The following is a 24,459-nucleotide window of genomic DNA, read 5'->3' as shown; positions in this document are numbered from 1 at the left end:
CGAAAAAGAATCATTTACTTGCATTTCTGTCATAACCCGCCTGCTTGATTTGCAACCATTCCTGTAGCCCCAGACTGTTCAGCTCCTGCAAATATTCCGGCCACTCCTCCTCTACCTTGCCGTTCTGGTACCATTCCGTACGTTTCCGGAGAACATAGGCGAATAGATCGGTTTCAATGGTCGATAAGCGGTCCAGCTCATCTATAGAGAAAAACACTTTGGGATAATTATGATCCGCCTGCATATGGGGAACCATCACCTTTTTGAGCAAACCTAGTCTCCATGTGGCATCTTCTGGCTGCGTGGTGTATTTTCCGTAGTATTCATCCAATACAGCTAACGGTCCACCAATGTTCGTCTTTTGTCTGATTTCCACCGGAGCTGATCCTTCCAGTGGTAGATGCTTCAGCATTCCCTTTGTCGTATCATACTCAAAAATATTTTTCTGCTTGGTATCCCCGTAAGTTCCCCAATTGTTCTGTATAGACTGGATCGGATCATAGAGCTGGTCAATCCACTTGGCGGTAGCTTCCAATTTCTTATTGGTACTGGTGATCACCATACGCCCCCGATCGAAGCCAATACCATTGGACCGTGTGACATTTACATGTCCATCCGGGCCAGCCAGTGGCGGCATTAGGTCATATTTTTTATTTGTGCCTGTAATATTCGCTTTATCCCATGTAAAGTACAGGCCATAGCGGTGATCCTTCCCTTTGGCTAGATACGTGTTCCAATCCTGCTGGGAAGACTCTATGTCCACCAGCCCTTCCTTGTATAAATCATGAATATATTTGACTGCTTCCTTATATCCGTTATCTGCTGCTGTAAATACGACTTTTCCATCGTTTGTCACCACTGTATGATCCCAGTTCTCTCCAAGGCCAAAGGCTCCGTATAAAAAGGCTAAATCCTCACCCCCCGGTTTATCTATAAACGATAACGGAATTTCGTCCGCCTGCCCGTTGCCGTTGGGATCTTTTATTTTAAAAGCAATTAAGACCTGCTTCAGCTCTTCGGTCGTTTTGGGCATGGACAACCCTAGCTTCTTCAGCCACTCCACATTAATCCACGGCAAATCATCCACGGACTGGATTGCTTCTTTTCCCGTTCCTAATTCTTCAATCCACGGAAAGGAGTAAATATGTCCATCCGGCGCGGTCAACATGGCCTTATATTCTGGTGATTGCTCCAGCACCTTTTTAAAATTCGGCATATGCTGTTCGATTAAATCCTCTACCGGAATAATGACGCCGTCTTTGGCTAGCTTGAGCAGATCATAATCGGAGTACCCCGCATCAAACACTGCATCGGGGAGATCCCCGCTAGCAATAGCCAGATTTCTTTTTTCAACAAACTGGTCACTGGTAAAGTTCTTCCAACGAATATGAATGCCTGTCTTTTCTTCCAGCCGTTTGTTAATCAGCTTGTCGTTCGGGTCTGCCGGAGCAAGCGGTGAGCTTTGGGTTAAAAAGTGAAGCGTCACTTTTCCATTCACATCTGTTGATTCGCTCTCATTAGAGGAACTGCTGCTGCCGCAGCCGGAAAGAATCAAAATCGCCGCTAGTGCGGCAAATGAGGCAGTTTTGAGCATCTTCATCTGGATGACCTCCATGGAATAAAGTAAAGAAGCATGTAGCGTATGGTAAGTGCAGCCCTGTTATTTTAAGGAGCCGACCATAACACCTTTCTCAAAATACTTTTGGAAAAAAGGATACATCACCAGCAACGGCAGGCTTGAAATGACAATAGATGAATATTTGATCATTTCAGAGAGACGTTTTAGCTCTGCCATCGCTAATTGATCACTAATCATGCCTGGCATCGTCTGATTCTGGATCAGGATAGATCTCAGTACCAATTGAAGCGGATGCAGTTGTGGATTATCCAAATAGATCATGGCGTCGAAATACGAATTCCACTGACCGACAAAGGCATATAACGCAATGACAAAAATAATCGGCTTGGACAGCGGCAGCACAATTCTGAAAAATATCGTCCAGTCTGAAGCCCCGTCCACGTTGGCAGCTTCTTTTAATTCATTTGGAACACCTTTAAAGAAGGTTCGCGCCAAAATCAGATCCCACACGTTGATTGCACCGGGAAGGAGAATGGCCCATACGGTATCCAGCATCCCTAAATTCTTGACCAGCAGGTAGGTAGGAATCAGTCCTCCACTGAAAAACATGGTGATGATAAACAATGTCATGAAGAAATTCCGTCCCACTAGGCTGTTCACCGATAAGGCATAGCCAGCGCAAATCGAAACCGTCACAGAGATCAGGGCAAAACATGAAGAATAGAACACCGAATTGGCAAATCCACGGAGCATCGCCGGGTTGGACAAAATTTTCCGATAGCCCTCCACACTCCAATCAGAAATACGAAATGATAGCCCTTTGCTTAACAAAACGGTCGGGTCCATAAATGAGGCAATGACGATATAACCCAAGGGAACTACGATAATCAAAACAGCCAGAGTGAGCACAATGTAATTCACACTTAGGATGAAGCGATCCAGATTGGAATGTTTGACTTGCATAAAGAGGCTCCTTTCCTAATAAAGCCCTTCTCCCTCATTGAGCTTCTTAACGATAAAATTAACGGTCAGCAGCAGCACTACGTTGATCACGGAATTGAATAGCCCGACAGCCGCAGAATAGGCGTAATTGCCAGATTGCAAGCCGACTTTATACACATAAGTAGGAATAATTTCAGAAGTAGGCAAATTCATGGATGTCTGCATGAGATACGCCTTCTCAAATCCAATCGACATGATCCCTCCTGCTGCAAGTATAAAAACAATCGCCATAATCGGTTTAATCGTCGGTAAATCAATATGCCAAATGCGCTGGAGCAGATTAGCCCCGTCCAGACTTGCTGCATTATGTAGCTCAGGGTCCACATTCGCGAGCGCCGCTACATAAATGATTGAAGACCACCCCGCCCCCTGCCAAATGCCAGACAGGATATAAATCCAGCGGAAATATTCAGGCTCTGTCATAAAGATCACAGGGTTGCCGGTCACCGACGCGATGATTTGATTCAGCGGTCCCGTCGGAGACAAGAAAATAAACAACATCCCCACAATAACAACGACAGAGATAAAATTAGGTGCGTACAATACAAGCTGGATATTCTTTTTCAATCCCGCTTTGCGGATTTGGTTCAGCATAACCGCCAACAGGATCGGTACAGGAAAGCCAAGCAAAAGGCCATAGAAGCTCAGCTTCAGCGTATTGAAGAAAATATCCGTAAAATTCGGTGAGTTCAAAAATTTAGCGAAGTATTTCAGCCCGACCCAGTCGCTTCCCCAAATCCCTTTGAGCGGGCTAAAATCCTTGAACGCAATAATCGCCCCATACATCGGGACATATTTGAAAAGAATCGTAAGAATTAGTGCAGGTGCCAGCAGTACATAAAGAAAGTAGTTCTTGTGAATATAGTTTAATTTGCTGACAATGGACCTTTGCTCCCCCAGTTTGGCATTACTTTGAGCTGCCTTAGCCAAGTTCGCCATTTGCATTCCCCCAATCTGTAATCAACGTCTGTACACCAAATGTGAAAAGGCTTACAATTTTCATCTTCAATTTACCAAATCGAAATATCATCCGTCAATAACTTTTGTAAAATAATTTATTTACATTTAACCATAAATATTTGTTTCAAAGCTACATTTTTGTAACAATAAACGATAATAGTCATAGCTCATAACCCAGATTTGAAAGTTATCCATTAACAACGACTACTTACGCTTTACCTTTACATAATTACAAAAGTAAAAATAATTTGCGCATTTGTAATGTTAACATTGCTATTTTATGCGAACTATTATACATTTAGGATACATTTTAGGTCTGTACGGAAAGCCGTAAGAGGACATTGTACCTCTCAGGCAATCCATTTATTAGTGAAGGTGGAACCTGTCTATGAAGAAAGAAAAAGTCACCATTCAAGACATTGCTGACGCTTTGGGAATCTCCCGAAATACCGCGTCCAAAGCGATTAACGGTAGTAATAGCATCCCGATTGATACTAGAAACAAGGTCATTAAAAAAGCGATAGAACTTAAATATAAGCAATTTGCCTATGTGGAAACGGAGAGTATCATCCCGAAAAATCAAGGTAACATTGCTCTGGTCACATGCAATCTGCCGAACAGCTCACATTTTGGCTCCTTGCTCATCAGTGGTCTGGAGAAAAGAATAAGCGCAGAAGGATATAATCTGTCGATTCATATTGTGCGGGAAAATGAAATTCATGCAGGAACACTTCCTAACAATTTTGAAGCCTCCAAGGTGGATGGAATTATTTGTATTGAAATGTTTGATCCACAATATACTGAACTCATTACGGATTTGGGACTGCCTACGATCTTTATTGATTGTTCTGTGGACATTTCTTATCCTGATTTGAAAGCGGATTTATTGCTGATGGAAAATGAACATAGCGTTCATTCTGTCACCAAAAGCCTGATTTATCGTGGATTTACACGGATCGGGTTTGTCGGGGATTATAAGCATTGCAAAAGCTTCAACGAGCGGTGGGTTGGATATAACAGAGCTTTAATCGAAGCAGGTCTACATGTGGATTTATCTTGCTGTATCGTCGATCAGGACCGAAATTTTTTCTCCGAATCGGATTGGATGGATAAACAATTGGAAGGCATGAGCGTGTTACCGTCTGCGTTCGTGTGCGCCAATGATTTTATTGCCGTCAGTGTTATGAAAGCGCTCAAAAATAAAAACTTGAAAATTCCTGACGATATTGCCGTGTTTGGGTTTGATAATGCTCCTGAATCCCGGATTGTGGAACCTCATTTGTCCACCGTGCATATCTACAACAACGAAATGGGCATTACGGCGGCTGAGATGCTACTGGCGCGGGTCAAAAATCCTTCCCGACCTTATCAGATCACGCATATCAGAACAGAGCCGATCTTTAGAGAATCCACTCCAGTGTTACAAATAGAAAAATGAAAAAGGTGTTCTGACGACGCTCCGCGAACGGAACGTTGCTCCAATCGCTGTTGTATCCGGATTTAATTAAATAGCCTAGTGGTAAAAATCCAGATACAAAGGCGACCGCTGACGCTTTTTCGCAATCGTTCCGTCCTCTCCGCTACTTTCAGCAGATTTGCTATTTTAGAGATGTTCTAAAACCAGAAATGCCGACCTTGGATAGAGTCGTCTATACTCTTAAACTTAAGAATACAAAAAGGCAAGCCTCTAAAAATCAGAGGCTTGCCTTTTTTCTAAATCCATTAACTAATCTATACGCCGAAATAGAATCTTAGTCTTCAGCTAGTCGTTTATCAATCCTCTGCTGGAACTACAGGAACTACAGGAACTACAGGAACTACAGGAACTACTGGGGCTGCTGACTCTCCCTCTATTTCCTTCGCATCTATTTCCGCCCCATCGACTTTCGTTTCATCGATTTTCATTTCATCGACTTCTTTTTCATCTACCTCCGCTGCCTTTGCCTCATCCACCTCATCACTGCTCTCTTCCTCCATCAAGGCTTTTGGCGTGTAGAGCTTGGGAATCGGCACATTCGCCCAATCCATATCGGACGCAAAGTAAAAGCTCGTATAGGAAGGTTGATTATACCCGGTATTTTGGCGCGCCACATCCGTGCGATATTGCGGATCATGCATCAACGTGTACAATTTATGCGTCGTAGGCTCTGTGCTCAGATAGATACGGATTGCTGAACTATCCGCTGTGCGGACGAGCATTTCCTCGCGCCAATCTCCGAAAATGTCGGCTACCAGCGATGGAGTTCCTTTCGTATAGTTGTTCGTTTTCGTTCCAGTGGCGGTCAACAATGTACCTCGTTTCCAATCCTCAATGGTTGGAGTTACATCAATTGCGCCGTTTACGATTTGTGTGGTCATATCAGCTGCCCATTTGATACTCATATTGGTACCCGGCATCTTCGTATCCAGCTGTTTACCCGCTGCGGTCCACAGGCCTATGGCCCACGTCTCCAGACCTCGCTGATCCGGATCTATGTCACCGACCATTCCCCGGCCTGTATCCTTGCCGGAATATGCGCCGTAAATGATTTCACCCGTTTTGGCATCCCGCAAAGAATAGCCATATGGAGCGTAGGTGCCACCTTCATGTACCATAAAGATTTCTTTGCCGGGGCGATCCGGGTCAATATCGGTTACATGCAGTGCATCGCCGTGCCCCAATCTGGCGGTTTGACCCGGAGTTGCACTTTCAGGAGGCATGACATCAAATGAGCTGTACAACAGGCTGCCATCATGGTCAATCGTGGCGGAACCGTATACGATTTCGTCCTTGCCATCACCGTCCACATCCACCACGCTCAAAGAATGCGCTCCCTGTGTGGTCAAGGTGCCAAATTTCCGGTCCGTTCCATCACGCCCGTGCGGACTATCGTTAAATGGATTGGTCATCGGTGTCCAGCCACTGTCCACCATCCAATGTTTTTGGAGATGGCGGCCATCCCATGTGTAGGTGGCCAAAGTGGAACGCGTATAATAGCCGCGTGCAAATACGGCGTACGGCTTGCGTCCGTCCAGGTAAGCTACACCTGCCAGGAAGCGGTCTACACGGTTGGCGGGTTCAATTCGGGCCATGGCGTAGTCTCCCCACATGAGACCATCGTCATGACGCTCTGGCTCATAACGGACGGTATCCAGCTCAGCTCCCGTTTTCCCCTTGAAAATCGTCAAATATTCTGGTCCATCGACAATAAAGCCCTCGAACTCTCTAAGCTTGTTTTTGTCGCTCCGTGAAGGTGCGTATACATCCATAAAGTAGTCTGTCAGGCTTTCCGCATCCTTTCGGGATAACGGATAACTGTACTTCGGAGCGATGCCAAAGCATTCCTCCAGCGTAGCAGGCCATTTTCCCTTGACCACTTCTTCATGCTTCGTCCAGTTCATGAACATGTTCACCACATGCTCATAATAATCCGAGCGACTCAAACGGTAATCGTCCTCATGTGTAATTCCTGCTTTGCGATCCTCACGTGGCAGAGTAATATATTTTTCTTTTTTCGGCTTGCCCTTCTTATCAAAAGAAATCGTTTTGGTCCCTGGTGCCGTTTTGAACATCAGCTCGGCTTTACCATCGCCGTCAAAATCGTACACCATCATCTGTGTATAATGCGCACCTGATCGAATATTCACGCCCAGGTCGATCCGATACAACAGCTTGCCTTCGGCCGTATACGCATCAACATACGTATTTCCGGTATACCCCTTCTGAGATACATCTTTGGAGTTGGACGGGTCCCATTTTACAAAAAATTCATATTGTCCGTCTCCATCCACATCCCCCACACTCATATCGTTGGCCGAATAAGTATAAGATTCACCTGCGGGTGTTACGCCATCGGCAGGCTTTTGGAGAGGAAGTTCATAGTAACCTTGTTGCCATGGCTTCACTTTGGCGCTACGATCCTTTTCCCGTCCATTAACGACTGAAGCTACTCTGTATACCGATTTCCCATTCCCTTCCTTATCCACATAGTTGGTACTGTCGGTCACTGTCGCGATCTTCTTACCGTCACGGTATACGTTAAAGTCCGCTCCTGTCAGCCCCGTTGAACCGTAACCGTTCACTTCTTGAGCCAATAACCGCCAGCTTAAAAATACCCCCTCCTGCGTCACCGCAGCTACCAGTCCGCGATCCAGCTTTTCCAGCTGAATGCTGCCGCTACGGTTCTGTTCAACTGCGATTGCTGATTCCGCCTGCAGCGTCGGTTCGGACAAGTCTTCCGCAGCCACTCCTCCAGTCGTCCCCGTCATCGCCAGCATTGCTGCCAACGCGGCGGTCAAGCTTCCCTTTCGCCATGCGCCTTTCCCTTGAGCCATCCAGGTCGTCCTCCTCAAATGTATTGTGATGACAAGCAAATACCTGAAATGATTGCGCTTACATAAATTAAATTCCCTATTATTATAGTTTTGCCGTTCCCCCAAACGCGTTTAAATATCCGAGGATTTCTCTACACAAAACCGTGTTGTTTACTCATTCCAAATAAAACAGCCCTCACCAAGCCTGTTAACGGCATACTGAGGGCTCAATATATATCTAATTTTCCTTTTACATTTTAGTGATATCCAATAATTTGAGCTACAACCACGAATACTGCACCCAGTACGAACTAGGCGGCCAGTAACGGCCAAAAGAAGCGAACCCATTTCTGATATGGAATACCCGACACCGCCAAACTCCCCATTAAGGCAGCGGACTGCAAAAATATTCGCATAAACTCAAAAGGAAATATAAAAAAACGGACGGTGGATTGTTCCCATTGTCCGTTTTCGTATTTTTCGCGCTAACTATTGATAAGGATTCGTCTTGATTACTGCAAGCTAGTGAGGGACAAATGAACTGAAATCATCCCGACTGGACTGATCCGCATGATAAAATACTACATCCCCGTCCTGTAAACGAAAGGTATGCCCGTACAGGTCTTTTATCTCTCTGCGGTAACCCTCCAGTTGCCACTGGTTCAATAGCGGACCATTTATATACTGTAAATGAGGATGCTGGGTGTCCCCCTGACGCAGTGACTCCACATTAAAGTTGACGACGATAAAGCCCGTTTTCTTGAATATATCTGTATGCTCGTTTAGCTCCTGACGGCGACTGACCTCGCGCAAATCTGTGCCTTGAGTGACTGCGTACACATCAGCAGGCAGGCTATATTCACCATACCAGCGCTGAATCGACGCATTAGCGCGATCCACGTTGACCCCATCTGGCAGGTCTGTCTTCGGACCAATCAAGGTACGCACAGCCGCAGGCAGTACCAGCCAGTCGTAACGTCCAATCCAGGTCTTGCTGCGTGCAATACGGTGGGCATACAGGGAAACATAACGTTCCAGTGTCAACTGGCTTTGCTGTGCTTCACTCAGCTCATGCTTGTATTGGTAGGCTGACGTGTCCTGCATTTCCTCCATCGGCACATTGCGTAGCCGTTCATTCAAAATAACATATCGCTTTTCCCGGTCCTCCGCCGATCCCAAACGGATAAATTTTCGACTGCCGGAATGTGTATACAGATCCACCTCTTCCCGCTGTCGCCCATCTTTGCTCACCCAATAGAACGATGGCGTGATGCGAATACCGTCCTTGGCGCTAAACATATTGCCTTTGGTTTTGAGGTCAAACTTGAAATGATAGCCTGTCTTGACCGTCGCATTTGCATAACCTTCATATGGGTGACTGCCGGGACGAACGGGCAAGGTGAATGGCTCCGGGTTCCCTCTGGGCAACCCGTCAATATTGCCAAGCCCCGTCCAATAGGACAAACCGCTATGCATCGGGCTTCCTTTTCGCTGCCGAAACACCCGCTCCCAATGGTAATCGGCAATATCCGTGATATGAAAATCGTACATCCGTCCGATGACCTCTATATTTACCACATCATTGGCAACATGATGGGCGATATCCGTATTGGCATGGCGCTGTTCGGTGAACCCGTCCGGTGCATTTTCGGCAATGGTACGGAACTCAACTGTATAGTTGCCTTCATCCACCCATACGGGCAAATAAAAGTCTGTGTCGAGCTGCTGCACCGGAATGTCGATCCAGGTATCCCGCGGATAAAATTGTATCTTCCCTTTGTCGTAGACATCGAACGGAAATCGCACCTGCTTGGTTCGTACATATTTGGCATACTCCCGATCACCATAGCCGGGAATGTTCAAATGTGGGCCTGCTGTCGAGATCGTCACCCGGAAAGGGCGCTCCAAAATAAGCGCGGATCGCCCTTTCGTAGGTTGGGTTTTCTGGTTATGAGCAGCATCGTCCGACACACTAGACAGATTCACTACGGGAGTGTGGACAGTCACTGTATTGATCCCCTGTATCGGGAACGTTTTATCCGCACCTCCATTGATATTTCCTTTGAGAATAGCGTAAGTGATGTCACCGCTGCTGGGCGTATTGGACTTATTTATCTTATGCTTATCAATCACATGATCTGGACTATACAGCACATCCGGCCCAATCTCTCCAGAAGAGGGAATAACGCCTGGCCTAGGACCATTCACCTTAACACGCTCTGGATTCATAATGATCTTGTTTTCAAAGGTTAGAGTGTCGTTCTCCACTTCGATTTCCTTAACAGCCCCCTCTGCCTTGGATTTCAGTACACTACGGTCATCAGGTACACTCGGTTTGCTGCTGCCACCGTTTTTGCTACGGCTACCGCCATCCACTGTCCCGGGTGCAGGGGGCGGATAAAAGTTGCCCTGAGTCGCTGCAACATAGGAAGGGGGTGTATAGGATTGCGGACGCAAAGTGATTGCTTCGTTGGGTAACGCATAATTTCGGAGCGTAGCCTCCTTGATGCCGTACACCTCCAAATTATCTATCGTCCAATAAGAATACGGACGGACGATTTGGTAAGTATAGGTTCGCTTCACAGTCTCACTCCGCCGAGATTTTTTCTTAGGCCGCCAGGTCAATCGATATTCCCGTTTTACGTTCACTGTATAGGTACACTGGCCTGTCATGTTCACAAACTTATGTTGAAAAAGGTATCTCTTCGCTTGCACATGACCATATAGGCTTTCAGATGTAGGAATACCTTTGGATACGTCAAATCGTTCCCGACCACGCTGGTCCGCTTTGATAACGGCAGATACTGTCGGGTCCAATTCGGCAGTTTCCAAGCGCAGACCTGGAACGGGGCGGGAGCAGACAACACCGTTCTTGTTTTCATCATCATCTTGGCAATCTGAGGGTGCTCCCTCTTGGCTTTCTCCAGGCTTAGGACAGCCCTGGGCTTCTTTGTAATACAAATAAGCGGTAAACTGCTCAAAAGAACCGTCATAGGTGAATCCGGGTACAATTCCCGGCAAAATATCTCCGCTTGGCGGTTTACCTGTCGTGCTTTTCTTATAACCCACATACTCATATTTCGGGTTGGTTGGCGGGGTGAAATCATACAGTTGATCAGCTTTTAGTTCATCTTCTATTGGTGTAAATACGTTGTTAAGAGATTTTCCGTCAGTGGTAAAATGCTTGACGATTAGACTGCTCTCCAGTTCGATCTTGAACAGGATGGGCTGGTAGATGCGCCAGGCTTCTACTTCCTTTGCGCAGGTAGGGCAACTCTCTTCTTTTATATTTTTAGCTTGAACCATCGCATTCAGCCTTATATTTACAGTAATAGGAATTACAGTGGTATCCGTACCAAGCCCCTGCTCCTGGAAGGGACGAACATCCTTCTTATAATCCGTGCCTCTACTAATCGCGTAGGCGTACTCATCGTAGCTATCGGAACGGGATTGCTGAAAATATTCTGGGTGGCTCAAATTATCTGCTTTTGTATACAAGCTAGCTGTAACATTCTTGATTTTACGGCCCGGAAAATTAAACTTGTAAGTAAATTTGGCTTCACCCTGCATGTCCTTATCGGGCTGCTTACCGCCATCAGTGACCCAAGTTCCAGCGGTATTCTTCCACATATCAAAATACATCATGCCGACAAAGTAGCGATCATTCCTATCTGCAAAATAGGACAGTGGTGTAATTTCTGTATCGGCTGCAGCCTTGTCCGTGGGATATGAAAAAGGCGGGAGCTGCAAGAATAGCAGTACCCCCACCAGCATTACGGCCAGAATGCGTTGTGCCTTCTTCATGCGCTTAATTACCTTTCCATGGATTGACCATCATCGGAATATACTCCCTTGACGCTAATCCGAATGCAATATATTCAATGTCTTGGAGTTTAAAAGATTTATAATTTTTAATGCCTTGAAAGAGTTCATCACCAGACGAATAAATTGGGTAATAGACCATCTTTGTACCATCTCCGTTATCTTGCATCAAGTCATCCATCGGAAAGCGCACACGTGCATCTTTGTTCTTCGTCAAATAAAATATGCTCCCTGCTGTAGTAGACTTCGTTTTCACCCTCATACGCAGGTAAGGAACCCCCTTCGAAGATGTATAAGGTTCAACTGAATAAATATCCCGAAGCAGCTTAACAGGCAGGTCAGATTGTTTGAAGATCACCACTTTGTCGTATGGCTTATCTGAAACATCGTTTATGAGGTTCGGTACAGTGTTAATTGCTTTCTTGTACGGATTAATACTAACGGGTTGCAGGCCCTTAGTCTCCAGCGCAGCAATTTCTTTCTTTCCAATCCAGACCCAGCGGCTAACCTTATCCCACTCTACCGTCTGTCCCAGGCCTTCGCTTACCAACCGCAGCGGCACAAACGTACGGTTTTGCTTCAAAATAATCTTCGTTTCATACGTTTTGGTCTGTCCATCCACGGTAGCGGTGTTTTGACCCACTGTCATGTTAACAGCATGTGCATCATTTTTAATCGACACAGCCAATTGACCGCCTGTTTTCTCCCAGCCAACCTTAGCCCCTAGCGCTTCGGATACAAAACGAATCGGAACCATCACATAATCGTTACTATCCTGAAAAGGTTTAGCATCTGGAAACTGTATTTTTTTCGCGTTTAACAAGACTTCAATGGGTTTGGTGCTGCTTGCTGCCTCCGTCGTTGGAATCGTACTTGTCGCGCCCCATAGCAACGTGACTGCGGTCAAACTCAACATCCATTTTTTCATACTCATCTCTCTATCCCCTTTGTCAGCTTAAACTTTAAACTATGTATATCATCTCTAATCTCATAAACTTATCGCATCCCCACTTTCGGAAAATACTGGATACAACTTATATATTATAGGGTTTCCCTATTACAAAATCTATAAGAAAAACTTCTAATACAAAGCATTCCTAACAAATAGACTCTATTGAGCAATCCCTCCCCCTAAATCATAGAACTGACTCTTTAAAAAAGTTTATATTTCCGCAAAATATTAACAAAAAAGGGCTGCCTCTCCCCTATGAAGGAAGAAACAGCCCGTGTGCTTCACGCGCAACAAAACTATGAATATATCAGCTCATACCACCATATGGATTATTCCAGCATCATCCAATATTTCTTACATCATAAATCATACCGGACTAAAAATCAAACGTTACTTTTCTCTCACGAAACATTTCAAAGATCATTCATGTATACCTGAACTTCCAGCTTGATAGAGTTGCTCATACACGTCCTTGTTGACCATCCTCAGCCCAAACAATCTGCGGATACGCTGTCCCGGCTTGGCCTTGAAGGTCACCGTCGCTTGATCCTTACCCTCCAGATATGCAGCCGGAATAGCAGCATTAACGTTGTAAAACTTATCGGCCTCATCAAAACCTTCACTAAAATGCTCAAGCGGATGACCGTTAATCAAAATATCAAAACCACAGTTAGGCATTTCCAGCGTAGCTGTGTAGGTAATGACCAACAGCATTGGAGCAGACGGATCTGTATTCAGATCAAAAGAAAACCAGCCGTCAATTCCCGCATTCCGGTAAGGTCGGTTATTCACATATCCGGTGCGAGTCGAAGCATCTCCCTGGAAGTTATGATCTCGCTCCGGCTGCATTTCTCCGGGTTGGGCAAAATCAATCGTGCACTGCTCCAGAATCACCAGCTTTTCGCGTGCCGCTGTGTATTCCTGTTCCGCCTCCTGCCACGCTTCCTTGGTAAAAATGTCCCAGTATACGGAATACGTACAGTCATGCATTTTATACAAAGGAGACAATTCCACATCCTGGGGATGCCCTGCATTTAAGGTACGAAACGTATTGGTCTTGCCCTCCACGGGCTGAATCCAGGCGTCCAGCTTTTCCGCTTGGGGGATGAATACTGGTGTGTACAGGAAATCCTTGGCTTTAGGATCTTCTAAGGGTCCCAGGTCGCCTGCCAGCACCAGCGGTCCATACATGACAGCTGCCCGATCCGGGTTATCTGGCATCTGCTCCAGTCTCAGCGACATCGGAATCGTCACCTCTACAACATCACCGTCAATCCACGTTCTGGCGATGGAGACAAAGCTGCCCGGTTCCGATACGACCGATTGTTCCTTGCCATTTACACGAATGGTAATTCCTTTTTCAGCCCAATATGGATAGCGGATGAGTAGCATAAATGAGGCATGTTGATCGCATTGAATCTCCAGCGTTGTATGATCTGTATCTGGATAGGAAGTGTTTTGTTTTAGCGTAACGCCCGTGTCCTTCCATTCCAGCGTGGAAGCAATGAACTGATTGACATACAGCTTATCGTGATCGTGAAAATAAATGCCGCTGCCGTAGCTCGCATGGTTTTCCATCCCTGTGCCGACACAGCACGTAAAATCATCAAATTTGCTTTCAAAATGCTTGTGGCCGCCCATCGCCAGTGACAAAAAATACGTTACGCCCCCGTGAACCGGGTCCTGCGAAGCCAAAATATGATTGAATAGACCTCGCTCATAAAAGTCCGCTTCCTTGGCGGAAACATTCCATTGAAACAGATGATTTGTCAGCTTGAGCATGTTATAGGTGTTGCACGTCTCCGTCGTATGAGGCCCGATGCGATCATTTAAGCCATCTGGCGCTCCAAAATATTCTCCAAAGCTATTCCCGCCAATGACATACCCACCGCCACTCTCCCTTTTTCAGGAGGAAAGTGACGATGGGAAAGGTTACTCATGACTATGCGTTGTTGCCTCTCATTCAGGATACCCCGCTGATTTAGCGGAGTTGACAGGCCGAGGCGGTAAGGCAGATGTTGTCTGGGATGTCGTAGTTGGCGGGGTTACTGAATTCTCCGGACTAACCGGTGTTACCGATGAATCCGCAGCCCCAGCCTCAATCACGGTTACCTTCGCAATTGCCTTTAACTCTGTCCCTTCTACTTTGCCCTTCAACTCAAACGAACCTGGAGCAGCATATTGTGCAGGGTCTATTTCCTCCCATTCCACAGCCACCCATTTGGTGGAGCCTTCTCCATACGTAGCTTCCACAACGCTTGGCAGTTCGGGTTTTTCACCCGCACGAGTCGTCACGTTTACTTCTTTTAAAGCCGTGATTTTCTCGGCTCCCGTTAAGCTCTGTGCTGTACCAGAGGCCAGACCTGCCACCTCGGTTGCATTCAAAGCACGGCTGTAGATACGGAATTCATCCACTAGACCATTGAAGTACGGATCAGGGTACTGAGATTTGCCGATAAAATTATTTTTGGTCTGACCCAGACTGGTAGGATTCAAGGTCAGGTTGGTATTTCGTCCCACTTCTTTTCCATCCACGTACAAAATACCTGTGGAACCCGAAAGCGTGACCGCAACATGCTTCCATACGCCTGTCGGCAGTACAGGGCCTTCAATCGTCTGCTCCTGTCCCTGCCCGTTGCCTTGGTTGGTAATAGCAAACAGCATGGTGTTTCCTGCTTTAGGCGTCAGGAACATATATTCATTCGTCCCGGAGCCGAAGTCAAAAATCCGCACATAATCGCTCAGGCTGTTCGCTTTGACCCAGCCGGATACGGTCAATTGCTGTGTCCGACTGACAATACCCGCCGGAAGCTGCACATAGCTGTCCTTGCCGTTCAGGCTGACAGCATTGCCTGTTTTACCCGCAGCCCATGCTGCCGTTCCCTTCACGGCAGCATCATTGCCACTGTCCGATGAATCCGCAACTACAGAACCGCTTGTTTCATCAAACTTGTAAACTGCAAGCTGTTCAAGTAACGGAGCCGCCGGTTCAGCTATCACCGTTACTTTAGCCTCCGCTGACAACTGAGAATCGCTGGCTGTCAGCTTGAACACATACGTTCCTGGCTCGGAAACGTCCACCTTCGTGCGCAGCGATGTTTTGTTACTGAATGTGACCTTCGCGTCCTGTGGTCCTTCGACCAGACTCCATTCGTTTGTCACCTTTCCTTGCGGAAGCCCATCATCCGTAGCCGTGCCTTTCAGAATGATCTGATCCGGCAGCTTTACCTTCGAATCTTTGCCAGCATCCACGATAGGTGCTTTGTTCGGATCAGGTGTGGTCGGTGTCAGCTCTACCGTATAGGAGGATGCTGTACCAATCTCCAATTTAAGTTTGTTGGTGGTCGCATACGCATTAAACTTTCCTTGCGATTGACTGCCCACTTTAACCAGATACGTTCCTTTCTTCAAACCGTCAAATGTAACGTACGTGGAATGGGCTTGGCCCGGCGTTTGATTTTTCAGTTGGAGCCATACGTAATCCTTGGATGTTGCCAACTTTGCTTCTGTATATTGGTCCTTTTCCAGCTCGATATACAGCTTTTCCGTGATCAGATTGACCCGCTTGAAGAGACCGTCCAGCGGCTTGATTGTATACACGTTGCCGCTTTTGCTCACCTCTGCACCGTAGCCCGTCAATCCGAAAATAGGATCAATCGCGATATCAGCACTTAATGTTTTGAGCGCACCGAACAATCCGAGATCAGCCTCACCGCTCATGCCGCGCCAGCCGTTAAAGAGCGGAACATTTTTACCGCCGCCAGTGCCGTTCGTGCCGTTATTGCCTTTTTCCGCTTGATACGTCCATGCGACCGCCCCGATGTTCTCAGGGTCCGAGCTGATTTGCCCGGAGTTAATCGCTCCAACATTGGCAATTTTAGCTGCATAGGACAACCGTTGTTGTTCCTCACGGTGATTGTCCTCATGATGGCGAATCCAGTCATCCATCGCATATCCAGCAAGCGAAGTCGTGTACTGGAAGTTAAACCAGTTCTCCCCGGTAATCGTCACCGGATCGGTGTAGTAGTACCATACGGGCATGTGACCGCGTGCCGCACGGGTTTTGGCATTAATTTTACTCATCATTTCCAGGGCTTTACTTTGCTCGCCCTCTGTATCTATATTCTGCTTGGCTAACGTATATACAGCCTCTTCCCCTGTATTGTCATAGCTATATTCAGAACCGTAAGGATACTTTGTATTTTTAAAATTGTTATATTTACGATCCATTTTTTCCTTGAGATCATTCGCTTCATCATCATAGCCTTCATCATGAAGTGCCTGAATAATATCCGGTGTGGTCAGTTCGCCCATCAAACCTGTTTCCCAGTTGTACGCGACTGGCCCTTCATACAATGCTTTGAAAATGTTATACGCCCGCAGCAAATAGGTTTCCTTTGGATGCTTGTAAGTGACAAGATCCGGGTATTCCTTGGCAATCTTGTACATGCTGAAATACGTGTTGTATACGTGTGGATACGCATACCCTCGATAGGTCGGTGTATCGTTAGGCTCTGGCATCAAGAAATCATGAATTAAATAATCCTCATGATGTCCGTTCATCAGATTTGTCCAGATCGCCGTCTCCAAATAATCGTCTACTGCCCGCACCTCTTTGGCGACTGGAGACAGTGTGTTTTTCTCAGCCAGGAACTGTCCGTGGGTCAGACCCCAATCGTCTCCCCAGCCCCAATAGCCGTTGAAAATGTTGCGTTTGGATTTGGTATGCATCATCCAATCGTCAAATACCTTGTCGCGCAGATCACCCGGTACGTTCCATTGGGTTTTGTCGACCATAAATGTAGCATGCCGTTGCAACGCCTGATCAATCGGCTCGATGGCATAGAACTGTAACACCGTTTTGTTGCCGTTGCCGTATTCTACCGTTATGAAGTTCGGGCCCAGCTTAGTAAATTTCAGTTCATAAATGTAATGTCCTCCGGCCTTGCTATCTGTCTGCGGAATAACGCTTCCGTCTGGATAGGTTACTTTGCTGATCGCCTGCTTGGAGCGCAGGTCCACCTTCGCTTTTTGATTCGTAGGCACGATCATGCCAGGTACGACTGTTGTATCCACCAAGTTTTCTTGGTACAACGTATCTTTTACATCATGCTCGTCCTTCACCGCCAGAAACTTGAAGCCATAGTTTTTGCTTTGACCAGGATTCAGGATCAGGCTTGTATTGGGCAAATACCCCCGATTGGTGGACTTGATGACATTGGAATGAATATAAAATACATTGAGTCCTTCCAGCCATTTGCCTTCGTTGGCCGGGTTCCAGGCCCATTTACTGCCCGGATGCTCCTCATCCCGCCAGTGATCCTGATACTCAAAGCCCGCACCCGTTGTGGAATCAGGAATCAGCAGCAGGGAAGAACCAATGCCGCTGGGACGCCCAGCTGTAATATAGGAGCTGTTATTGCCGACAAAGGAATGCGTCACCACTCTAGTTTCGTAGATCGCATCACCGTTGGTCCACTGCTCATTAAAAGGCAGAGGCAAACCGAAATCGCCAATTTCCAATTTTTTTCCACTTGTATTCTGCACCTGTATATTCCACAGCACCGAACCATTCGACTCTGCCGAATACGTTTCGATGACTTTAAAATTGCGTATGCCTTCTGCATTAGTAGAATTCTCGTACGTGACAGTGACACGGTTACCACTGGTTGTGATCTTACGTGCGTCTGCCGACTTGTTCGTCCATGCCTTCGTCCAGCTGCCTCCATCCAATCGGTACGTGAACATCAGCTCCCCTAGCCACTGATGATCTGCGGTGTTCTGCTCAGGTGTAACCGTTGCGTTCATCACATATTCAGTCGGAAATGCATCTCCTTTGATACGTATTGATGAAATTTCTCCATGCTCGCCTGTCTGAATCGTCAGCTTGTCATTAGATAGTTCATGGGCCTCTGCCGTATGCGTCCCAAACAACACAGACGCTGTGGTTAAAAACAAAAATGCCGCCAATATTCCCTTAAATTTCATCAACACGGCCTCCTTTTGGATCTCGGGGTCCTGATTTGCTTGCCAATCACCTGAAGTCTCTTCATTTCGCCGCAACCTCCTTGGAAATGTAAGCGTTACAACTCTATTGTACAAATCCTTGTCCATTGGTAAAATCAACATTTTCAACCGATTTATATAGGATTTCAACCTAATCATGAGATGAGTTATAGTGGTGAGTAGCGAGCGCTGCACATACAGATCATTCTTCCGATCGCTGTTGTAACGAGATTTTTTCTATTTAAATAAGGCAAGACTTTCATAGATACATCGGGGTTTGATCAAATCATACAAACAGACACTTTAAAATCGAGAATTTATTATGAATTGCTGTAGTGGGGAATCGATACGTTGGTTTTTTCCAGATGTGAGGGTATTTATTAAGATAGATTCGCTCCTAAGGTAGAATTTGGAGTCTGCGTATGTAAAGAATTTTTGGGATAGGGTATGGGGAAAAATCTGAGTCGCGTATGAAAACTAGTATAGTCCATATGTATCTGTTAAATAGGTGGTAGTGAGAGGATTAGGCAAACATTTGGCACGAACGGGATAACGATTGCTTTGTCATCTGGTGCATAATAAGGATGTGAAGTGGATGTCTGTTAAGAATATGGATTGTAGTTGATTTACACATAATAATTAAAAATACTGGAGGATTTTATATGCAAAAAGTAACTTTGAACAATGGGATTGAGATGCCTATACTCGGTTTTGGTGTTTATCAGATCCAAGATGCAAATGAATGTGAACAAAGTGTTTATGACGCTATTATGGCAGGCTATCGGCTGATTGATACCGCTGCCTCCTATCTAAATGAAGAAGCAGTTGGCAGAGCGATCAAACGTAGTGGCGTGGCAAGAGAGGAGTTATTTATCACTACGAAACTTTGGGTTCAGGATACTGGTTATGAGCGTACAAAAAAGGCATTTGAAAAATCACTGGAAAGATTGCAGTTGGATTATTTGGATTTGTATTTAATTCACCAGCCATATGGAGATGTGTTTGGTTCTTGGCGCGCTATGGAGGAATTGTATCGTGAAGGAAAGGTCCGTGCAATCGGCGTTAGTAACTTCCATGAGGATCGCCTGATCGATTTGATTATTCATAATGAAGTAGTTCCTGCCGTAAACCAGGTTGAAACGCACCCATTCAACCAGCAAATCGAAAATGCAAAATTCATGAAAGAGAATAATGTTCAGATCGAATCCTGGGCGCCTTTTGCTGAAGGGAAAAACAACTTGTTCCAGCATGAAATCTTGGTATCCATAGCTGAAAAGTATAATAAATCTGTTGCTCAGGTGGTTTTACGCTGGTTGGCACAAAGAGAAGTTGTTGTGATTCCAAAGTCTGTTCGTAAAGAGAGAATTATCGAAAACTTCGATATCTTTGACTTTGAGTTAAGCCCAGAGGATATGGAGTCGATTACTACGTTAGATACGAAACAGAGCCTGTTCTTTTCACATCGCGATCCTGACATGGTGAAATGGATCGGTACCCGTAAACTCGATATCTAACCCTCTTTCAAAAGATCACCCGTAGGTTTTGATTACGCCAAAAGAACCAACAATTTAGGGTAAACGTAAACCTAATTGAAACCGCCCATCCAATAACCGGATGGGCGGTTTTTACATACTACTTCTCCTGCTCCTTTATCACCTGCTCAATCCCCAACAGAATCAGCTTCAAGCCGAACTCAAACGCCCCGTCGGTTCCCATCAGATTGAACAGCCCGTTCGTGAACATCCTCCGAAACAGTCCCACATCCGTCTCGCTCATGGAGTCCAGAAGGCGAATCATCTCCTCACCCGGATACGCTTTCTGGTCCTTAAAGATAGCGGAGACATTGCGCTCATGCTGATAATCGTCTAGAACGAAATAGAAGACATAGTTCACAAGCGTAGTAACCACTTGCATTTTCTGCTCTTGCTCAAGCGGCGTCGATTCCACGCAGAGCAACATACGGTTGGTGAACCGGATGATGTCCGGTTCGTGGGGCAGCGTCATCATCATGAGCTGCGTGGAGCAGGGATATCGGCTGAGCACGCTCCGTACCGTTACCGCAAGCCCCGTCAGCTGCTCCTTCCATTCCCCCTCGGAGTGGAACTCTTCCAGAATCATTTTCGATACCTGGTTGGCCAGACGCTGGTAGAGATGCTGTTTGCTCTTGAAGTACCAGTACAGAGAGGGAGCCTGAATCCCTAACCTGTCGGCCAATCGTCTCATGCTTAATTTCTCGATGCCCTCCTCTCCAAGAAGCTCCCACGAGGTTTCCAAAATCTTATCCTCCGAAATCTGAGGTTGCTGCTTTTTCATGTCATCCGCCCTTTTATCTAACAGTGTAAGTTTATGCTTTACAGGTTCATTGGTTCATGATACCATCTAACACTGTAAGGTACAACCTAACAGTGTTAGACTGAAAGGCAAAATAAATAAAGAAAGTAGTGATCCGCATGGATGCAGAAAACCTCCATTACTTTGAAAAAGCACCGATCGCAAAAGCCGTAGCTCATTTCGCTATACCAATGATGCTAGGCACGTCAATGAGCGTCATTTATTCCATCTTGAATGCCTATTTTCTTGGTACACTTCACAATACTGCTATGTTAACCGCACTTGCACTAACCCTGCCGTTATTCGCAATCATTATGGCGCTAGGCAATTTGATTGGCATGGGTAGCGGTACATTCATCTCCCGTTTGCTAGGTGAGAAAAAATATGATGAGGTAAAGCATGTGTCTTCATTCGCCTTTTACAGCAGTTTAGTTCTCGGTCTTATCGTGATGGCCGTGGGTCTCCCGTTGATCAATCCAATCGTTCATGGCCTGGGAGCAACGTCTGGCTCCTTCGGATTCACGAAGGACTATGTCACGATTATGCTTATTGGCTCACCATTCGTCGTATTATTCTTCACACTGGAGAATATCGTGCGTTCGGAGGGTGCAGCAATCACGTCGATGGTCGGTATGATTCTCAGTGTTGTTATAAATATTATTCTCGACGCGTTAGTCATCTTCGTGCTCCATTGGGATGTGATCGGCGTTGCGTCTGCTACGGTCATTTCTAACTTGATTGCGAGTGCATTCTACGCCTTCCATATGGGATATAAGAGCCAATTCTTAACCGTCTCCGTAAAATGGTTCAAGGCTACCAAGGACATTCTGAGCAATGTATTCAAAATCGGAGTTCCCGTCTTTATTATGAGTATCTTTTTGGGTGCAATGTCGCTCATCTTTAACCATTTTCTTGTCGAATACGGGGATCAGGCCGTAGCGGCTTACGGAATTTCATCACGTTTATTGCAATTTCCTGAGTTTATTCTGATGGGCTTATGCGAGGGAGTCGTGCCGTTGATTGCCTTCTCTTTCACAGCGAATAAATTACGCATGAAGAATACCATTGGATTTACGATCAAAGTGATTGTGGCGTTAGCAGTCGTATTCGGCATCATCGTCTATTTGATTTCCGACCACTTAATTGGTTTATTTACAAATGACTCGCAATTAATTGGAATGGGCAGCTACATTCTACATGTGACGTTCCTATCCTTGTTCATTACAGGAATGACCACATTGTTTACCGGGATCTTCCAAGCATCAGCGCAAGGAACTGCCGCGTTTATTATGTCAATTATTCAAGGGATTACTCTGATTCCTGTGTTGTTTATCGCCAATCAAATGAACGGCTTCCACGGGGTGGTCTGGTCGCTTGTCATTGCGGATGCGGTCGCATTCCTTGTTGGTGCCATCATGTTGTATGTTTTGCGGACCAAATTGCAGCCAGAATTGGATAAGTTAGTACAGTAGAAAATATATAACACCCAAGCAGGCAGGATAAGGACACTCCCCGATCCTGCCTTTTTTAGGTACGTGGATGGGGAATAAGGGCAATTGTCATTTAAAAAAGGAAAATGCCCCCTACCTGCAGGATCTTGCTTATTCAGCGCCCCCATCGCCACACTCATCGGAAAGTTCTTACCTCTGAAGATCATCGTTCCCAGCGCAAACTTCGAGACGAGCAAACCCGTGCCTCCTAATCCCTTATATTTCACTTTTCAAACCCTGTTCTAAATTCAAATATTGTTTCCCGTTAGTTGAATCATTTCTGTGATTGATCCACCTTGTAGATTCTTCTGGTAAGCGCCTCGTCATCATCTGTCCATGATATTTGGAGCTGTTTGCGGGTTTTTGAGTGCAGGCAGTAGAATGCCATCGATTAGCGCTGTGAAGAAAGGCTTGTCGAACGGTTTGCGCTGGATGAGTCCGCGAAAGGAAGCCATTGAAGTAATGACCTGGCAAGCCATCTCAATGTCCGCGTGAGCGGAAATTTCACCGCGGACGACGGCTCGGTTCATAAGCTCGCGGTTCACAACAACCCATGGCTCGAAAATCCCGGCTGTTCCTGCTTCGGCAAATTCCGGATGCTGCAAAAAGGAGCCTAGACCCGCTAGGACTCGAAATTTTCGTTCTTCTTCCGCGATCGATTGCGGCTTCAAAAGCACGAGAAGATCTTCGCGCAAGGTTCCTGTATCAGGCAAGCTTTCGAGCTCAAGATGATTTCGATTCATCCAGGCCAAGGCGTCTCGGACTAACTCCGCCTTGGAAGACCAGCGGCGGTAAACCGTCGCCTTCCCAGCCTTTGCTCGAGCCGCGACCATGTCCATTGTCATACCATCGAAACTCGTATCGGCGAGGATATCGATTGTCGCCTCAAGGATTTTATCATCCCGCGTGTGATCTCGCTTGCGGCCCAATGTTTGCACAGGCTTTTCTGCCACACGGCGTTCCGCTCGATGCAAGGGATCTGAACAAGTCCGTTAATAGGATCACAGGTCAACCTCAAATGGTGCTCCAACGCAACCTCCGTTGCATACTCAATCTGGTCGATACCCATATCAGACAGATCTGCCAATGCAGCCGATGCCATAGAGCAAGCAGTGCCAACCTCCCCCTGGCAGCCGCATTTAGCACCGCTGATGGAGGCGTTCTGCTTGACCAGATTGCCAATGAGCCCGCCTACTGCCAGAGCCCGGGGGATCTGTTCGTCCGAGACATGCTTCTTTTGCTGCATATAAAGGAGCGCGGCCGGCATGACACCACTGGCCCCACAGGTCGGGGCCGTTACGATTGCACCGGCGGCGGCATTTTGTTCGCTGACCGCGAAAGCATATGCGCTGACAATCCTGTTTTCCCGCGTCTCCGGGCTCTCATCAATATGCCGCTGATTATAAAGAAATTGCGCCTTGCGTTCTCATGGAGACCGCCTTCCAGAATACCTGTGACTGAAAGCCCCTCGTTGACCGAATGCTTCATCGCTTCCCAAATCCCATAGAAAAAATCCCATATCTGTTTGCCTTCACACTGCTCGACGTAATCGCTTAGGCGGATATTGTTCTCTTTACAAATTTCACTAATTATACAAAACTATTCTCCCTATAGACATCGGGCGCCAGCATCTCCTCCCGTCCCTCAATAACGATGTCCCCGCCGCCGATACTTACAGCACGCATGGATGTTGTTTGCCGCCCGTCTTTGTAAGCAAAAAAATCAATGGTATTGGGATGGGGCAGAATAAAATCTGCGTGTGGAACAAATTCAATCTCCGTTGGAAATGGTGACAGTGCTTTAATAATGGCCTTGTCCGTCATATGGCCTTTGCCTGTTTTTGCAAGGGAACCATAAATCAATGCCTTGAATCGTTCGGCATCCTCATTTTCTGATTTGAAGATTCTGGCGGCTTTCTCCGGCCCCATTGTATGGGGGCTGGATGGTCCACTGCCAACCTTATAGAGTTCTGTCAAAGATTTCATAGCACCCTTACATCCTTTCTCAGTTTTCAGTTTTCTTTG

Annotated in this window: 15 protein-coding genes; 3 read left to right on the top strand and 12 right to left on the bottom strand. The window is 46.3% G+C overall.

Annotated elements, in window-relative coordinates:
• Positions 1-10 precede the first annotated feature (10 nt).
• Genes KAI37_RS04870 through KAI37_RS04860 form a run of 3 tightly spaced genes read right to left on the bottom strand, consistent with a single transcriptional unit; the run spans position 11 to position 3,520 of the window.
• Positions 11-1,600 carry an ABC transporter substrate-binding protein gene (locus KAI37_RS04870; protein ID WP_220030829.1) on the bottom strand — a complete coding sequence of 530 codons (1,590 nt, stop codon included), beginning with the start codon at positions 1,598-1,600 and terminating at the stop codon, positions 11-13.
• Positions 1,601-1,660: 60 nt separating this feature from the next.
• On the bottom strand, positions 1,661-2,542 hold the full coding sequence (locus KAI37_RS04865; protein WP_071639743.1) for a carbohydrate ABC transporter permease: 882 nt from the start codon (positions 2,540-2,542) through the stop codon (positions 1,661-1,663).
• Between the two features lie 15 nt (positions 2,543-2,557).
• On the bottom strand, positions 2,558-3,520 hold the full coding sequence (locus tag KAI37_RS04860; RefSeq protein ID WP_071639742.1) for an ABC transporter permease: 963 nt from the start codon (positions 3,518-3,520) through the stop codon (positions 2,558-2,560).
• Between the two features lie 409 nt (positions 3,521-3,929).
• Here KAI37_RS04860 and KAI37_RS04855 point away from each other — a divergent pair, with 409 nt between their 5' ends.
• Positions 3,930-4,979, top strand: a complete 1,050-nt coding sequence (locus KAI37_RS04855; RefSeq protein WP_076293406.1) for a substrate-binding domain-containing protein — start codon at positions 3,930-3,932, stop codon at positions 4,977-4,979.
• 335 nt (positions 4,980-5,314) lie between these two features.
• Here KAI37_RS04855 and KAI37_RS04850 read toward each other — a convergent pair whose 3' ends face one another.
• The 5 genes from KAI37_RS04850 to KAI37_RS04830 all read right to left on the bottom strand — a co-directional run bounded on the left by KAI37_RS04850 (position 5,315) and on the right by KAI37_RS04830 (position 18,596).
• The gene (locus KAI37_RS04850) at positions 5,315-7,855 is read right to left on the bottom strand and encodes a rhamnogalacturonan lyase (RefSeq protein WP_220030828.1); all 2,541 of its coding nucleotides are present in this window, start codon (positions 7,853-7,855) and stop codon (positions 5,315-5,317) included.
• Between the two features lie 501 nt (positions 7,856-8,356).
• A complete protein-coding gene (locus KAI37_RS04845) occupies positions 8,357-11,638 on the bottom strand; it encodes a DUF5704 domain-containing protein (protein ID WP_220030827.1) in 3,282 nt (1,093 codons plus the stop codon).
• A 4-nt stretch (positions 11,639-11,642) separates the two neighbouring features.
• Entirely contained in the window at positions 11,643-12,590 is a 948-nt protein-coding gene (locus tag KAI37_RS04840) for a stalk domain-containing protein (RefSeq protein ID WP_220030826.1), read from the bottom strand.
• A gap of 438 nt (positions 12,591-13,028) precedes the next feature.
• Positions 13,029-14,486: a glycoside hydrolase family 127 protein gene (locus KAI37_RS04835; RefSeq protein ID WP_258383079.1), complete on the bottom strand. Its 1,458-nt coding sequence runs from the start codon at positions 14,484-14,486 to the stop codon at positions 13,029-13,031.
• An 81-nt stretch (positions 14,487-14,567) separates the two neighbouring features.
• Complete coding sequence (locus KAI37_RS04830) at positions 14,568-18,596, bottom strand: DUF5695 domain-containing protein (RefSeq protein WP_220030825.1); 4,029 nt, start codon at positions 18,594-18,596, stop codon at positions 14,568-14,570.
• Positions 18,597-19,276: 680 nt separating this feature from the next.
• On the opposite strand from KAI37_RS04830, the gene KAI37_RS04825 reads away from it, so the two are divergent.
• Positions 19,277-20,128, top strand: a complete 852-nt coding sequence (locus tag KAI37_RS04825; protein ID WP_104496605.1) for an aldo/keto reductase — start codon at positions 19,277-19,279, stop codon at positions 20,126-20,128.
• A gap of 118 nt (positions 20,129-20,246) precedes the next feature.
• Here the strand turns inward: KAI37_RS04825 and KAI37_RS04820 are convergent, their stop codons facing one another.
• Complete coding sequence (locus tag KAI37_RS04820; protein WP_104496606.1) at positions 20,247-20,927, bottom strand: TetR/AcrR family transcriptional regulator; 681 nt, start codon at positions 20,925-20,927, stop codon at positions 20,247-20,249.
• 137 nt (positions 20,928-21,064) lie between these two features.
• Between KAI37_RS04820 and KAI37_RS04815 the strand changes: the two genes are divergently transcribed.
• Positions 21,065-22,417 carry an MATE family efflux transporter gene (locus tag KAI37_RS04815; RefSeq protein WP_220030824.1) on the top strand — a complete coding sequence of 451 codons (1,353 nt, stop codon included), beginning with the start codon at positions 21,065-21,067 and terminating at the stop codon, positions 22,415-22,417.
• A gap of 344 nt (positions 22,418-22,761) precedes the next feature.
• On the opposite strand, the gene KAI37_RS04810 is transcribed toward KAI37_RS04815, so the two are convergent.
• The 3 genes from KAI37_RS04810 to KAI37_RS26280 form a co-directional block, all read right to left on the bottom strand.
• The gene (locus KAI37_RS04810) at positions 22,762-23,373 is read right to left on the bottom strand and encodes a TetR/AcrR family transcriptional regulator (protein WP_345945626.1); all 612 of its coding nucleotides are present in this window, start codon (positions 23,371-23,373) and stop codon (positions 22,762-22,764) included.
• The gene (locus KAI37_RS26285; RefSeq protein WP_233901874.1) at positions 23,277-23,738 is read right to left on the bottom strand and encodes an L-serine ammonia-lyase, iron-sulfur-dependent, subunit alpha; all 462 of its coding nucleotides are present in this window, start codon (positions 23,736-23,738) and stop codon (positions 23,277-23,279) included. The genes KAI37_RS04810 and KAI37_RS26285 overlap by 97 nt, the downstream gene beginning before the upstream one ends.
• A 286-nt stretch (positions 23,739-24,024) precedes the next feature.
• The gene (locus KAI37_RS26280; RefSeq protein ID WP_218638983.1) at positions 24,025-24,420 is read right to left on the bottom strand and encodes a serine dehydratase beta chain; all 396 of its coding nucleotides are present in this window, start codon (positions 24,418-24,420) and stop codon (positions 24,025-24,027) included.
• Positions 24,421-24,459 lie beyond the last annotated feature (39 nt).

The sequence above is a fragment of the Paenibacillus sp. S25 genome (genome assembly GCF_019454085.1).
GTDB classification, from domain to species: domain Bacteria; phylum Bacillota; class Bacilli; order Paenibacillales; family Paenibacillaceae; genus Paenibacillus; species Paenibacillus polymyxa_B.
This window is presented reverse-complemented; position numbering and strand designations above follow the sequence as displayed.